The 14,535-nt window shown below is 44.0% G+C and carries 12 protein-coding genes and 1 riboswitch; of the genes, 8 read left to right on the top strand and 4 right to left on the bottom strand.

The genetic code is table 11. From position 1 onward, the window contains the following. Positions 1–100: 100 nt before the first annotated feature. Complete coding sequence (locus tag UH38_RS15595) at positions 101–877, bottom strand: DUF1028 domain-containing protein (RefSeq protein ID WP_045055603.1); 777 nt, start codon at positions 875–877, stop codon at positions 101–103. Positions 878–1,072: 195 nt separating this feature from the next. Between UH38_RS15595 and asnB the strand changes: the two genes are divergently transcribed. After that, positions 1,073–3,118 (top strand): asparagine synthase (glutamine-hydrolyzing), encoded by a 2,046-nt coding sequence (gene asnB, locus UH38_RS15590; protein ID WP_045055602.1) that lies wholly within the window; start codon positions 1,073–1,075, stop codon positions 3,116–3,118. 8 nt (positions 3,119–3,126) lie between these two features. Here asnB and UH38_RS15585 read toward each other — a convergent pair whose 3' ends face one another. Continuing rightward, the gene (locus UH38_RS15585) at positions 3,127–3,537 is read right to left on the bottom strand and encodes an allophanate hydrolase-related protein (protein WP_045055601.1); all 411 of its coding nucleotides are present in this window, start codon (positions 3,535–3,537) and stop codon (positions 3,127–3,129) included. Positions 3,538–3,548: 11 nt separating this feature from the next. After that, the gene (locus UH38_RS15580; RefSeq protein WP_045055600.1) at positions 3,549–4,265 is read right to left on the bottom strand and encodes a GntR family transcriptional regulator; all 717 of its coding nucleotides are present in this window, start codon (positions 4,263–4,265) and stop codon (positions 3,549–3,551) included. Between the two features lie 290 nt (positions 4,266–4,555). On the opposite strand from UH38_RS15580, the gene UH38_RS15575 reads away from it, so the two are divergent. From UH38_RS15575 to UH38_RS15550, 6 genes are all read left to right on the top strand, one after another. Then, the gene (locus tag UH38_RS15575) at positions 4,556–5,734 is read left to right on the top strand and encodes an ABC transporter ATP-binding protein (protein ID WP_045055599.1); all 1,179 of its coding nucleotides are present in this window, start codon (positions 4,556–4,558) and stop codon (positions 5,732–5,734) included. Between the two features lie 8 nt (positions 5,735–5,742). Beyond that, positions 5,743–7,029: an ABC transporter substrate-binding protein gene (locus tag UH38_RS15570; protein WP_045055598.1), complete on the top strand. Its 1,287-nt coding sequence runs from the start codon at positions 5,743–5,745 to the stop codon at positions 7,027–7,029. 59 nt (positions 7,030–7,088) lie between these two features. Further along, on the top strand, positions 7,089–8,735 hold the full coding sequence (locus tag UH38_RS15565) for an iron uptake porin (protein ID WP_045055597.1): 1,647 nt from the start codon (positions 7,089–7,091) through the stop codon (positions 8,733–8,735). Between the two features lie 48 nt (positions 8,736–8,783). Next, the gene (locus UH38_RS15560) at positions 8,784–9,641 is read left to right on the top strand and encodes an ABC transporter permease (protein WP_045055596.1); all 858 of its coding nucleotides are present in this window, start codon (positions 8,784–8,786) and stop codon (positions 9,639–9,641) included. A gap of 32 nt (positions 9,642–9,673) precedes the next feature. After that, positions 9,674–10,495 (top strand): ABC transporter permease, encoded by an 822-nt coding sequence (locus UH38_RS15555; protein WP_045055595.1) that lies wholly within the window; start codon positions 9,674–9,676, stop codon positions 10,493–10,495. A gap of 117 nt (positions 10,496–10,612) precedes the next feature. Beyond that, a complete protein-coding gene (locus tag UH38_RS15550) occupies positions 10,613–12,235 on the top strand; it encodes an iron uptake porin (RefSeq protein ID WP_045055594.1) in 1,623 nt (540 codons plus the stop codon). A gap of 153 nt (positions 12,236–12,388) precedes the next feature. On the opposite strand, the gene UH38_RS15545 is transcribed toward UH38_RS15550, so the two are convergent. Beyond that, positions 12,389–12,703 (bottom strand): hypothetical protein, encoded by a 315-nt coding sequence (locus UH38_RS15545; protein ID WP_045055593.1) that lies wholly within the window; start codon positions 12,701–12,703, stop codon positions 12,389–12,391. A gap of 34 nt (positions 12,704–12,737) precedes the next feature. Next, a riboswitch (Glutamine riboswitch) is annotated at positions 12,738–12,822 on the bottom strand. Positions 12,823–13,386: 564 nt separating this feature from the next. Here UH38_RS15545 and UH38_RS15540 point away from each other — a divergent pair. After that, positions 13,387–14,439: an FAD-binding domain-containing protein gene (locus UH38_RS15540; protein WP_045055592.1), complete on the top strand. Its 1,053-nt coding sequence runs from the start codon at positions 13,387–13,389 to the stop codon at positions 14,437–14,439. Positions 14,440–14,535 lie beyond the last annotated feature (96 nt).

The following is a 14,535-nucleotide window of genomic DNA, read 5'->3' as shown; positions in this document are numbered from 1 at the left end:
CCGATCGCCATATTTCAGCTTTAGCTTATGTATTCTGTATACAACTTGGCTTAGAGTATAAATGTATTTAGCACTACAATCTGTAAATTTTACGCCGATATTAAATGCGCGAAGGAGCCAGGTTATTAGCAATTAAATCATCGGCAGGATTTGAACGGGTTTGCAGCTTATTAGTTAAGTAATTGGCAATTGAGGCATAGGAGCGATCGCTACTAGGTGGCATAGATTGACGAAACGATTGGTAGTAATCTTTGCACGATTCTGTAAATAGATAACGTAGTTCGCTCAGGGGATCGTTGTGGTGATCGACGCGCAAATCTAGATGAGAATAGCTATCTTGATGCACTACATAAAGCGCCGCAGATTGACGACCTCGCTTATCTCCGCCCGCAGCTTCTCCCGCTTCCATTGCTTGCAGTAAGCGATCGCAAAACTCTATGTCTGGATTATCTTGATAAGCATCTGCCATTGCGATCAAAACTTGTTCGCCTGCTAACATATTGCCAGCAACAGAAAAATTAGTAAAAGTTAAGTGTCCCGCCCAACCAACGCAGTTACCTCCCGTCCAAGCCGCCGTTTGTCCGTAGCAATCGACAAGGTGCAGTTGACGCTGCTGCAAGTTTTGGTCATCTTGCAGCAAAATTTGGATAACGTCATCAACAGATATGCGATCGCTAAAACCAGCATTAACTAAACGCTGTTCTAGTAATTGCAGCCCAGAAATTCCCAGTATGGGGTTAGTTTGTCCTTGAGTTGCGATCGCTCCAACTCCAGCTTTGGCATGAGGTACTAACGCTCCTACCGCTAGATGCTTTGTTGCTACTGCAACCCCAGTCATTTTAGTTTTTGCATCCCAAGCCACAATTGAAAAAGTCATAACAAGTCAAAAGTTAAAAGTCAAAAAACTATTCTTTCTAAGCCAACGTAGAATTAACGATTTGATTTGGGATGTTGGTGATATATACTTTTTGCCTCACTTTCGTTAGCTAAAAAGTTATCTCATATACATTCAATGACTCTAATGAGAAATTAATATGCTTCTATATTGTGTACTGTATGCAGGAGTTCTGCTATGTGTGGCATTGGAGGCGTACTGCATTGCGATCCGTCCCGCCCCGTCAATCCAGAGGTGCTAGTGGCGATGGCTGCGATCCAGTCGCATCGCGGTCCTGATGGGTGTGGCTGGAAAGTTGTCAGCGATCGCGGTGTGGGTTTTGCTCACGCGCGGCTAGCAATTATTGACCTCAATCCAGAACGCGGACGGCAGCCTTTTACATCGCGTGATGGACAGTACACGATCGCTCATAATGGGGAATTTTACGACTACAAACGCCTGCGAGCAGATTTGACTTCACGAGGGTATCGATTTGACACCAAAAGCGATACAGAATTGTTATTGCACTTAAGCGATCGCTTTGGCTTAGAAGGCGCGTTGCCGCATTTACGGGGAGAATTTGGTTTTGCTGTATATGACAAAGCAGCAGATCGGTTGACGTTGGTACGCGATCGCTTTGGAGTCAAGCCGCTATATTGGACGCTGACACCAGAAGGTTTTGTATTTGGTTCGGAGATAAAAGTTTTATTTGCTCATCCTGCGGTAAAGCGGCGTTTTTCTGCTCAAGGACTTTACCACCAATTGATGCAGACTATGGTTCCTGGAACTACTGCTTTTGAAGGAATTAATGCAGTGCAACCAGGGCAAATGGTAATTGTCGAACGGCAAAATACAGAACTAAAGGTTCGCACCAAACAATATTGGGATTTAAATTTTCCCTTGATGAGCGATCGCCAGCCGCGTTTGGAAGATGAGTTTTATATCGAAGAGTTGCGCCGCTACTTTGTTGAAGCGATTCAATTAAAGCTAGAAGCAGACGTGCCAGTTGCTTGCTATCTTTCTGGCGGAATCGATTCTTGCACAATTTTGGGCATCGCCGCCGCTTGCCAACAATCACCCGTCAAAGCATTTACAATTGGCTTCGATGATGCGGACTACGATGAAACAGCAATTTCTCAAGAAATGGCTCAAGCAGTGGGCGCAGATCAAGATATTGTCAGAATCAACGGCGGGCAACTCTACGAGCATTTTGCTCAAACAATTTGGCATACAGAACGCAGTATTTACAACACTTTTACTATTGCTAAGATGCTACTTAGCAAACACGTCCACGACTGCGGCTACCGAGTAGTAATGACGGGGGAAGGCTCAGACGAACTATTTGCTGGCTATCCCCAACTGCGTCTAGATATGATTCGCTACGGGATGGATGACTCTACCCCAGAAGAAAGAGCCGATTTAGAAGCTTGGCTGCAAGAAAGCAATCGCTTATTCAAAGGCAATTTACTAGCCAATAACCCGTTATCAGATCCAGCACTTACAGATTTGATTGGTTTTACCCCTAGTAGCTTGCAATCTTGGTTATCTTCAGCCGCTTATGTTTCCAACTTGCTGCATCCCGATCTGCGTGCAGCAACCCGCGATTATTCGCCAGGAGCAGCGATCGCCTCCGCACTCGATCCCAGCCAAATAGAAGGTCGTCACGCTCTCGATAAGGCACAATATGTCTGGATCAAAACTCAATTTGAGTCCCAGGTACTAGGTTGGGCAGGCGATCGCGTTGATATGGCAAACTCAATGGAAGCTCGTCCGCCATTTCTCGACCATCCTTTGGTAGAATTTGCTGTGAAATTGCCGCCAGCTTTGCGCTTTCGCGGCTATCAAGATAAGTTTGTCCTGCGCGAAGCTATGCGAAATCTGCTGCCTAAAGCCCTCTACGAACGCCAAAAGTTTGCTTTTATGGCTCCACCATCTCATACCGATATGGAAAAGCAAAAAGCAATGCGGGTGTTAGCTGACACTTATTTATCAAAGCAAGCGATCGATGCTGCTGGTTTGTTAGATATTGCAGGAGTGCAGCAAGTCCTTAAGCAACACGAATCAGCAAATACGCCTGATGCCGAGCGAGTAAGGTTAGATGCAATTATCAATCACTTACTCAGCGTGCAAATGATGCACGAGCATTTTGTCGCCAAAGATGTGCCAAGTCAAGCCCGCGATCGCGCCCAAGAACTAGGTTGGAATGCACACCAGCAAAGGCAATATGCACATTCCGAACGCTAGATATAAAACTATACCTTACTTGCTACAGCTTGCTTGTAAGCTGCCCAACCTCCATATTGAGAAATATCTTGCCAATTGTATTGCTTGACTAATTCTTGCGGGTAGAGCATAGCTGTAATTGCTTCTCCATCTGCCAAAATTACATCAGACGGATACATATTTGGCGGTTCTGTGGATAGTAGATGCTCGTACTGCGCGGTTGTAAGTTCGTACACTTCTCCAGGAATAGAAATACCACCTGCTGATACTTCATAAATAGCAGGATGCCAACCGTCAACAGCAGCGTGCAAGCGATAGCGAGCTTGGGTAGCTGCTTTTTTGATAAACTTGGCAGACTGGAGGTTTTTGTGATCGGGCTGTCCTTGCAAAGCAGAACCGCAAATAAAGACAAGTTTAGTGTTGGAGCTAGTTTGAGTCATAAATGTAATTGTTAGCTAATTTCGGCATCCTGTTGTAAATTTTCGACTTCACGAGCAACTCTTGTTTTTGCCGCAACTAAGTGATCGTACATAGCTTGCTTTGCAGCTTGGGGATCGCGCGATCGCACTGCTTCATATACGCGCTGATGCTCGAACCTAATTTCTAAAACATTTCTGTTTTGCTGTATAGTCTGAATCCTCAGCAGCATCATTTTGTCAAAAACTTGGTCGAGTAGCGATCGCAGCCATAAATTCCCCGAACTTTCTGCTAGCAAACGGTGAAATTGGTAATCGATATTGAGCAATTGAAAGTTAGTTAGCTCGGAAACTTCGCCTTGAACTAACTTCTCAGCCTGCATCACCAGAAGACTGAGTTTTTGTAATTGGGTATCGGTCGCATTTTCGCAAGCTGCTGTAACCGACAACTGCTCCAAAGCAATCCGACAGTCATATAACTGTAAGGCATCAGCAACAGAAAAAGTAGCAACACGCAATACATTATGCGGTTCTTCCACTACCAAATCTTCGCTTTGCAATAGCCGCAAAGCTTCCCGAATCGGAGTTCTACTTACTTGCAACATTTTAGCCAACTGCGTTTCAATTAACCTTTGTCCAGGAGTAAATTCACCCGACAATATAGCCGAGCGAATCGCTTGATAAGCTTGCTCCTTAAGCGGTTGGCTTCGCTGGAGGGGGGCGCGAATCGGCAAAACAACAGTCCTCACCATCTAGAATCTAATACTTTCATTACTTAGTTTAGAAAATGTATAGACCAGTACATTAATCAAATTATAGACATTGTATACAGAATACAAACTCATTTTAAAGTCAAAAGTTAACGCGCTATCTAATACATAGAGGTTTCCTCACCGGACACGTTGTTTGGGCTCTTAACCCGACCAAAACAAGTGTCCTCCCAAATCCGCGCGTCAAAAGTAAAAAATTACGTTACGTAGCCTAAGCTTTAGCGCTCTTAGACAGCACAGAGACAAAATTTTAATTTTCTAGGAAGCAAGCCATGTCAATAGGAACTAAAAACAAAGTATCTACAGCTAGTTCAACCATTCAACAAGCGCTAGCAGAAGCAGCCCAAGGTGTTGCACTCAGGGCTGTAACCAAAAAATACGGTACTTTTACAGCAGTAGAAAACCTTACACTAGACATTCCCGCAGGTACTTATTGCTGTCTATTAGGTCCTAGCGGCTGCGGTAAAACAACTGCACTGCGGATGATAGCCGGACATGAAGATGCAACTAGCGGAGATGTATTAATAGGCGATCGCCGCGTCAACGACATTCCGCCAGCCAAACGCAACACAGCGATGATGTTTCAAAGCTACGCCTTATTTCCTCATAAAACGATTTGGGAGAACGTAGAGTTTGGATTAAAGATGCGGAAATTGCCCGAAAGCGATCGCCAACGGCGCGTCGGCGAAATGTTAGAAATGGTGGGATTGAGTCATTTAGGCGATCGTAAACCGAATATGCTTAGTGGCGGACAGCAACAGCGCATCGCTTTAGCTAGAGCATTAGCCATTCGTCCGCAAGTCTTGATGCTAGATGAACCACTAAGTGCCTTAGACGAAAACTTAAGAGTCAGGATGCGGACAGAGTTACGCAAAATCCAAAAACAATTTGGCATGACATTCATCCAAGTAACTCACCACGTCGAAGAAGCATTTTCTTTATCCGACCAAATAGTTGTCATGACACACGGACGCATCGATCAAGTTGCCACACCAGAAGAACTTTTTGATACTCCAGCCTCGCAATTTGTCGCTAAGTTCATGGGCGACAACAACATATTTACAGGCAAAGTAGTCAACTGCGTTACAGACAATAGCTTAGATTTAATTGGGCTAGAAGTAGCAGGAATTGGCACTATATTTTGTCGAGGTCACGCCGTACCGATTGGTACAGAAGCAGCGTGTTCGATTAGACCTGACTTGATGGCATTAGAGCCATATTCAGCCAAAATACCAGCTAAATCATCTCTAGGCGCCAACCAAATCTCAGCGCGAATTACTGCGGTAGAAATGACAGGTTATGTAACCCGCGTTTCATTGATGGTAGAAGCCACAGGGCAAGAGATTCTATATAAAGTTCGCACCGAAGACTGGCGACAAAACACTCTACAAGAAGGGCAATTAGCTCTACTTAGTTGGTCGAAAGATAACTGTATTTTTCTTGCTTATTAATAAAAGCCATGAGCAATATTAGTCGTCGCAAACTAATTACCAATGGACTAGCTGCTGGGGGAGCAATGTTAGCTGCCTCTAGTTGCAGCCCAAAAACAGGTCCAACAATTATTACTAATAAAATCCAAGATGTAACTTTGCGCTTGATTGGTTCGGGTGCAGCGCAGATTAACGATATCCGCGTCCAAGCAGAAAAGGATTTGGGCTTCAAAATAAATATGCGGGCTTTGAGTACGGCAGAAAATATCCAGATTGCCATTACTCAGCCCAAACAGTATGACATCTTTGATGGCGAATACTTTAGCCTGCCTTTGGTTGTGCCTTCTGGCAACTTACAAGCAATTAATGTCAAACGGATTAGAGAATTTGACACCATAACGCCCATTTTTACTACAGGAGAATTGTTTCCAGGCGCGAGAGTAAATACTTCTCAAGGGACTGCACCTCGCAAAGTAGTATTTCTCAAAGGCAAAGACTCAACTGAATTTGCCCCCGAACCTACCGACTGGGCGACAATGATTCCCTTCCAATACAACGCCGATACCTTGGGCTATCGTCCCGATTTAGTCGATAGCAAAATTGAGTCTTGGGCAGACTTATTCGACCCCAAATTTAAGGGAAAAACGTCGCTACTAGATATTCCCTCTATTGGCATCATGGATGCAGCAATGATTATGGAGTCAATGGGGCTGCTAGAGTTTGGCGATAAAGGCAATATGACCAAAGCAGAACTTGATAAGGTGACAAACATCTTAATCGAGCAAAAGCAAGCCGGACAATTTCGGGCTTTTTGGAAAACCTTTGACGAGTCAGTCAATTTAATGTCATCTGGGGAAGTGGTGCTGCAATCTATGTGGTCGCCTGCGGTGACGGCTGTCAAGGCGAGGGGTATTCCCTGCGTTTACGCGCCTTTAAAGGAAGGTTATCGCGGCTGGGGCGGAGGTTTAGGGCTATCAAAAAATCTCTCTGGAATCAAGCTAGATGCAGCTTACGAATATCTCAACTGGATGTTAGATGGCTGGGTTGGGGGATTTTTGAGCAGACAAGGTTATTACAGCGCTGCACCAGTAAATGCGCGTAAGTTTATGAAGCCGGAGGAATGGGATTTTTGGTACGAAGGCAAACCAGCAGCGATTGATATGATCGATCCCTTTGGTAAAAAAATTGAATCAAAAGGAGCAATACGCGATGGCGGTTCTTTTACAGAACGCATGGGTAATGTAGTTTGTTGGAATTCATTTATGCCGCAGCAAGTGTATTTAGTTTACAAATGGACAGAATTCATCGTCGCGTAGAGACATAGCAGTGCTACGTCTGCACAGAATATTTATTAATTAGTGTGGGGAGTCAAATAATGTGGAATTTTCTCAGGCATTGTCTGGGGCAAAGTTGCGTTGCTTTTGGTTCTCTAGTAATCTGTATGCAACTTGTAAGTGCAGATCAAACCCAATCTGAAGATATTAGTATTTCGCTAGAGCAAGTAAATCGCTATGCCCAGCAAACCACTTTGCGATCGCAAGTAACTTCTGTTTCCGATTTGTCTGACGTTCAACCTACCGATTGGGCTTTTCAGGCGTTACAGTCTTTAGTCGAACGCTATGGTTGCATTGCTGGTTATCCAGATGGTACATATAGAGGCGATCGCGCTCTAACTCGCTATGAGTTTGCTGCTGGTGTAAATGCTTGCTTAGATAGAATCAACGAACTAATTGCGACCGGAACTGCTGACTTAGTTACAAAGGCAGATTTAGCTACCTTACAAAAACTGCAAGCAGACTTCGCCGAAGAATTAGCAACTTTGCGGGGACGAGTTGATAGCCTAGAAGCACAAACAGCGCAATTAGAAGCAAATCAGTTTTCAACTACAACCAAATTAGTCGGTCATGCAGTATTTGCGATCGCATCTGTATTTGGCGACGACAAAGCCCTCACCTCTGGCGCTGGAGTAATCCCCCCTACGCCTGGTCAATTTGGTACGCCTAGAAGTGGCGGAGTGCAGCCACAGAGAGAACCTTTAGATAACAATGTATTTGCCTCGCAGCGAGTGCGGCTAATTTTTGATACTAGCTTTACAGGTAGAGATCGCCTGATTGCTAGGTTGCAAGCAGGTAATACCCCCGCCCTTGGCGATGCAACTGGTACAGCCATGTCGAGATTGGCTTTCACGGCTGATAGCAATAACTCTTTTGCAATTAATCAATTGGAGTATCGATTTCCGATAGGCGACAGAGGTACGGCATTTTTAGAAGCTTTTGGATTTTTAGATTTGTTCGTACCTACTCTGCATCCTCTAGATGGCGACTACGATACAGTGCTGACTGGTTTTGCTTTACGTAGCCCAATTTACTTTCCAAGTGGAGTGTCAGGTGCAGGATTTAACTACAACATTACTGATTCAATCAATATTGGTGGCGGTTACTTAGCTGGAGATCCGACAGCAAACAACCCCGATACAGGCTTGTTTGGCGGTCCCTACGGGGCGTTGGGGCAAATTACCTTTCGACCTAGCGATCGCTTTGCTGTTGCCTTGACGTACCTGCGAGCCTACGATGACGGTAGCGGAAATGCTCCTCCTGGTGGCTTTTTTGGCAGCGAAAATGCAGCTTTTCCTTTTGGTACTTTTCCCTCATCTACAAATGGCTACGGAGTTGAAGCGGAGTACCGTTTTAGTCCCAAGTTTGCTCTAAGCGGTTGGTACTATTTTGCTGATGCGACGGCGCAAGGCGGACCTGGCGACGGTTTGGAGGCGAATATTCAATCTTGGGCTGTTGCTTTGGCTTTTCCAGATTTAGGGAAAAAAGGTAATTTGGGCGGCATTGTTATCGGTATGCCTTCAAAAGTTACTAGCAATGACGTTGCAGCGTTTGAGGATGCTGATACTTCTATCATGGTTGATGCTTTCTACAAGTATCAAATTAGCGATCGCATTGGTATTACTCCAGGCATTGTTGTGATTACTAACCCAGACCATAATGCAGACAATAACACGATTTATGTGTGAGTCTTACGGACAAATTTCAATTTTTAAAATCACTTACCAAACAACACTATGCTCAAAAGTTCCAAGGCTTTACAACCGTATTTATTAGTAGCTCCCCAAACGCTAGTATTTCTACTATTTTTGATTTTACCGATCGCTGCGATCGTAGTAGTTAGCTTTTGGAATTTCAATGGCTTTGCTATGAGTCCTGGATTTACGCTCAACAATTATCTAGGAATATTTACCTCTAGAGTTTACTTAGCAACTTATCTCAATACATTCAAATTTGCAGCAATTGTCTGGTTAGTTTGCCTGTTAATTAGCTATCCTGTTGCGTACTTTCTGGCTTTTAAAGTTAAAAGTACCCAATGGCAAACTATTTTGTTTTTAATTTGTACCGTTCCTTTTCTCACATCTAACATTATTCGGATGATTTCTTGGATTCCTTTCTTGGGTAGAGAAGGATTAATTAATCAAGCATTAATGGGATTGCGTTTGAGCGATCGCCCTGTTGAAGCTTTCTTATTTTCTGATTTCTCTGTAATTTTAGCAATGGTACATCTTTACGCCTTGTTTATGGTAGCTCCCATTTTTAACAGCATGATGCGAATAGATCGATCTTTAGTCACCGCAGCAGAAGATTTAGGCGCTTCCCCATTGCAAATTCAAAAGCAAATTATTCTTCCCTTAGCTGCACCAGGAATTGCTATTGGTTCTATTTTTATCATCACACTGGTAATGGGAGAATTTGCCACAATGCGGATTATGAGCGGTGGTAAATCTTCGTCTGTAGGTTATCTAATTAAAAACCAACTTGATAGTTTACAGTATCCTCTAGCAGCAGCAAATGCAGTTGTATTGTTAATAATTACTCTGATAATTGTTTTTGGCATTCTCCGCATTGTTGATGTTCGCAAAGAATTGTAAAAAGTTATAAGTCAAAAATTGAGGTATTTGAGATGTTAAAAACTAAAAAAAACTCAGCTTCTACTTATTTGCTTGCTACTTTTTTTGGACTATTTGTACTATTTTTATATGGTCCAATGTTCGCAGTATTTATTCTTTCGCTGCAAGGTCCTGAAGGACAATTAACTTTTCCTATGCGTGGGTTTAGTTTCCACTGGTTGAAAGCAGTATTTGAGGTGCAACGTGTGGGAAACTTTATCGAACCGTTTGGGCGATCGCTTAGTTTAGGCTTACTTGTGACTGTATTTACAGTAGTAATTAGCGTTATGGCAGGATTAGCTTTTCGACGGCGATTTGTTGGCTCAAACTTAGTTTTTTATCTGACAATTTCTAGCTTGATTGTTCCTAGTATTTTAGTTTCATTAGGAATTGGGATAGTTTTCGGTTTAGTAGGTTTAGATAATCAGTGGTATTCTTCTGCACTTGCGGGACATTTAACATGGACTTTGCCTTTTGCCTTTCTAATTATGCTGGGTATATTTGGACGTTTTAATCCTTCCTACGAAGAAGCCGCCCGCGATTTAGGTGCAAGCGAAGTGACAACATTTTGGCAAATTGTTTTTCCCCTAATTGCAGCTAGTGTAATTGGTGTAGGTTTACTAGGCTTTACTCTTTCCTACGACGAATTTACCCGCACTTCGTTAATTTCGGGCGAGACAAACACTCTACCATTAGAAATTTTTGGGATGACAACTAACGTGACATCTCCCGCGCTTTATGCGTTAGGAACGCTGACAACAGTCTTTTCTTTTGTGTTGATTGGGCTAGGATTAACAGCTATTCAATTCCTCTCGCGTCGTCAAAATAATACATGATTTGTTAAGGCATAATCGATTTTTTGTGCAGTAGGAAGGAGAAACTTTAATTAACTGCTCTGCTTTTTGTTTGCAAATTTGCAGAGATTTGTCGATGTGGTTGTGAGGAGTGAAATAATGAATTTTCTGCAGATAACGCTGATAGTAAGTTCTACTGTGTGCTGTTTAGCTTGGGTTTCAAATCAAACGGCAATTGCTCAAGATGTAGAATCAATGGCACAAGTAACATCTGTGTCGCAATTATCAGATGTGCAACCGACAGATTGGGCTTTTCAAGCTTTGCAATCTTTAGTCGAACGCTATGGTTGCATTGCAGGTTATCCAGATAGTACGTATCGCGGAAATCGGGCTTTAACTCGGTACGAATTTGCTGCTGGCTTGAATGCTTGCTTAGATCGAGTTAATGAATTAATTGCTACCGCATCAGCAGATTTAGTTACCCGCGATGACTTAGCTACTTTGCAAAGTTTGCAAGCAGAGTTCGCAACCGAATTAGCTAGCGTCAGAGGTAGAGTAGATAACCTAGAAGTGCAAACAGCTACCCTAGAAGCAAATCAATTTTCTACTACAACTAAGCTAGGTGGTGAAGCTATCTTTGCTATTAATGGTGTATTTGGTGACAACCGCGCTGTTTCTTCAGGTCGAATTCCAGGTTCTAATGGTGAGATAAATGATACTTTTACCCTGACAAGCCGCGCTCGTCTAGCCTTAAATACAAGTTTCTTTGGTGAAGATTTGCTGCGAATGCGTTTGCAAGCTCGAAACTTTAGTCCATTTGGGACAAATGTTACGGGTAGTAATATGAGTCGTTTGGGTTTTGATATTAGTAATAATAATAATCTCGAACTAGATCAAGTTTTTTATCGTTTCCCAATCGGCGATCGCATCGTCGTTCAAGTTGATGCTACTAATGTGGAATTAGATGCTAGGGGTTTTACTGTCTACAGTCCGTTTGAAAGTAGCGGGCGCGGCGCAATCTCCCGCTACGGAAGATTTAGCCCCATCTATCGACATCAAAATGGCGGCGCTGGGGTATCAGTTGCAATTAATCCTCAAGGCTCAATTGGTGCTAACTTGGCTTATCTAGCGCCTACAGCTAACAACCCTGAAGCTGGTTTTGGCATTGCTAATGGCGCTTATGCAGCTTTTGGACAGTTGAATTTTAAGCTAGGCGATGCTTTTGGTTTAGGTTTGACTTATGCCCACACTTACGATACGCCAAACACAGGTAATGTTAGTTTTATGGAGAGTACGGGCAGTATATTTGCCAATTCACCTTTTGGTAATATCCCAACTACAGGCAATCACTACGGCGTAGAAGCAAGCCTCCGTCTCAGTCCTAAATTGATTGTATTTGGCTGGGGAGGTTACAGTCAGGCGATCGCTCAAGCCGATCCCGATAGTAGTACAATTGTCACCGGAAACCGAGGCGCTAAAGCTGATATTTGGTACTATGCTGCTGGTTTAGGACTACCCGACTTGGGCAAAGAAGGTAGTTTAGGCGGTATTCTATTTGGTCAATCGCCTAAAGTATCTAGTTCTGATGTGCGAGAAGTCGGTTTTGGTAATAGAAGTCGGGTTGATAGCGATACTTCCTATCATCTAGAGGCTTTCTACCGTTATCGTCTTACTAATAACATTGAAGTTACGCCTGGACTGTTGGTAATTTTTAACCCAGAACACAACAGTAGCAATGATACGGAATATGTAGGCACGATGCGGACAACTTTCACGTTTTAACAAGTGAAACCCGCAAAGGTGGGCTTGATGGGCTGCCAAATTTTGGATGTTAGACTTTATTGCACGAACGCAGATGTAGGCGCAGCCTTGCCGTAGGCTACGCAGATGAACGCAGATAAATACTCACGCGGCGTACTACTTTGCAAGAGCGCTCTATCTTTCTATCTGATACCAAGCATAAGGTCTAATGGTTCTTTGGGGCGGAACTGAGTGGTGGTATGATTCTTCAATCCAGGTTCTTACTTCTGTTTCAGAGTTGAAGTTGAGTGTATTGCCTGTAGTTGGATTATATAGTTTCCATACGGTATGACCTTTTTTGTCCGATCGCCACACGCGTAGGTCTGAATCTTGGCTTAGATATGTAGTTAATGCTTGCCAAACTTTACTTAGCCACGATTGGCGACTTGGTTGATTGCTTTTTGCTTCTAGTTCTCGACTAGAAATTAGTTTAATATCTTGGTAATTCATCTTCCGCCTCCTATAGCGTTGAAGTTCTTTGTGAGGCACGTTCCTTCGGTTGACACCCTACTTCCGTCTCTCTATCTGCTCATTTAAAGAACAACTAAAATCTCAAAGAGATGAACGTTTTTGTTTCTGTATTTATTGTAACAAATTGAATAAGATTGGTGGATTTATTGTCAACAGATGCTAACAATAAGTTGCTTGTAAAACTGTAGAGCAAATAGGGGGAAAGCCGAGATACGTATAAAGTTAGTGTGGCATCTTTTGGGAGGAATTATTCCGCCAAAAATGCCTTCCAGTAGTCAACGTTTTTGATAATGTCGATCGGATTTCGCTCTGGTTAACGTTCTGCGATCGCCTGTTCTAGAAGTTTGACAGAAGGACTTTCTAGAGTTTTTGGCGACCGTTTTAAGACTGGTTCTCCAGAGTCGTTAATTAATAGTGGCAATGAAGGCGCTCAGGTTCCAGCAACAACATTTGCCAACGTATCTGTTTTTGCTCTTGAAATAGTACGATTTCGTACTATATAATTTAATTATGAAGCTGAAGTGACCCCTTGGTTTCTGAAAAGTTGCCGAGCAGCGTCCGCTTCAACTTCCATGCCAGTATCGCCTTCGTGTGCGATCGAGCTAATTCAGAGGATTAAGTTGAAGTAATGAAACAAGTCTGACAATCAAATGGAGATACCCATGACTGTGACAAACGGGAAAGCACTGGTTTGGATGTCCGACGATCTGCGGCTTGAAGACAACCTCGCACTATTCACAGCAATGAGTTCAGACTACGATGGCTATGCCGTTGTGCGAGTTAGACCAGAAGCTAGAAGTCGTCCACCGCGCACTCCCCACCGGATCGAGCTTGAAGATACCACCGAACAGCATTTGCGGCAATGGTTTCAAACGGTCGGCATTTCGTTTGAGGTGCTTGACTCAGACGATCGTGCTTCGCTCGCACAGGTGTGCCAGAAGCACGATTGCAGCATCGTTATCCGTAACGCTGCTGATGGAACGCCGATCGAGGAAGCTTGTCGCCAAGCGCAAGAGCGGGAATTGCATCAGTTGGGAATCCCTGTACTGACTGTCAATGGAGAGAGAATCAGGCGCAAAGGGACAGGCGGAGAGAAGCAGCTTGCACCATTCCTCTCGGAGGATGCCACGATCGAGTGTCAAACGAGAGGCGCAGATCGTCCGATCTCATTACTGAGAGCATTTTTAGAGCGATTGCCGACTTCCAGTTATCAAGCTGGGATGTGGATTCCCGGACGCGATCGCAACAGTACAAGCCAGCTTTCCACCCACTTGGCTGCTGGCACGCTTTCACTCGAACGCGCTTTCGTCGAAACGGCTAAAGCTGAACGCGCTTGGCACAAGGCAAATCCAGGACAGTACAAGACGACTGAAGGGGCTTCATTCCGCTATTTCAAAGCACGCCTAGAAGCTCGTCGGGGTTTTCTATCTGGTTTCTCCCGCTATGAAGAGCGAGTACCACCTGTGGCTCCCACCCCAGAGCAAGCCGTGTGGTTGACAGCGTGGCGCGAGGGACGGACAGGGATTCCGATGCCGGATGCGGCGATGCGCGAACTCACGACGACTGGGTGGATCAATTTCCGGTTGCGACAACTGGTGACTTCCTACGCTATCCAGCTTCTGGGTTTGCCCCCTCATGCAGTGGGCGTTGTGCTTGCCGAGTTGTTCGATGACTACGAACCTGGTATAGCCATACAAAGTCATGTTAAGACATAAAATAGAAAAAGAGAAAAACAAACAACACCTATGCCTGCCCCTTACAGTGAAGACCTGCGCCAAAAGGCGATTGCTGCCGTAGAGCGAGGAGAACGT

It is taken from the genome of Aliterella atlantica CENA595 (assembly GCF_000952155.1).
Classification (GTDB): Bacteria; Cyanobacteriota; Cyanobacteriia; order Cyanobacteriales; family Chroococcidiopsidaceae; genus Aliterella; species Aliterella atlantica.
This window is presented reverse-complemented; position numbering and strand designations above follow the sequence as displayed.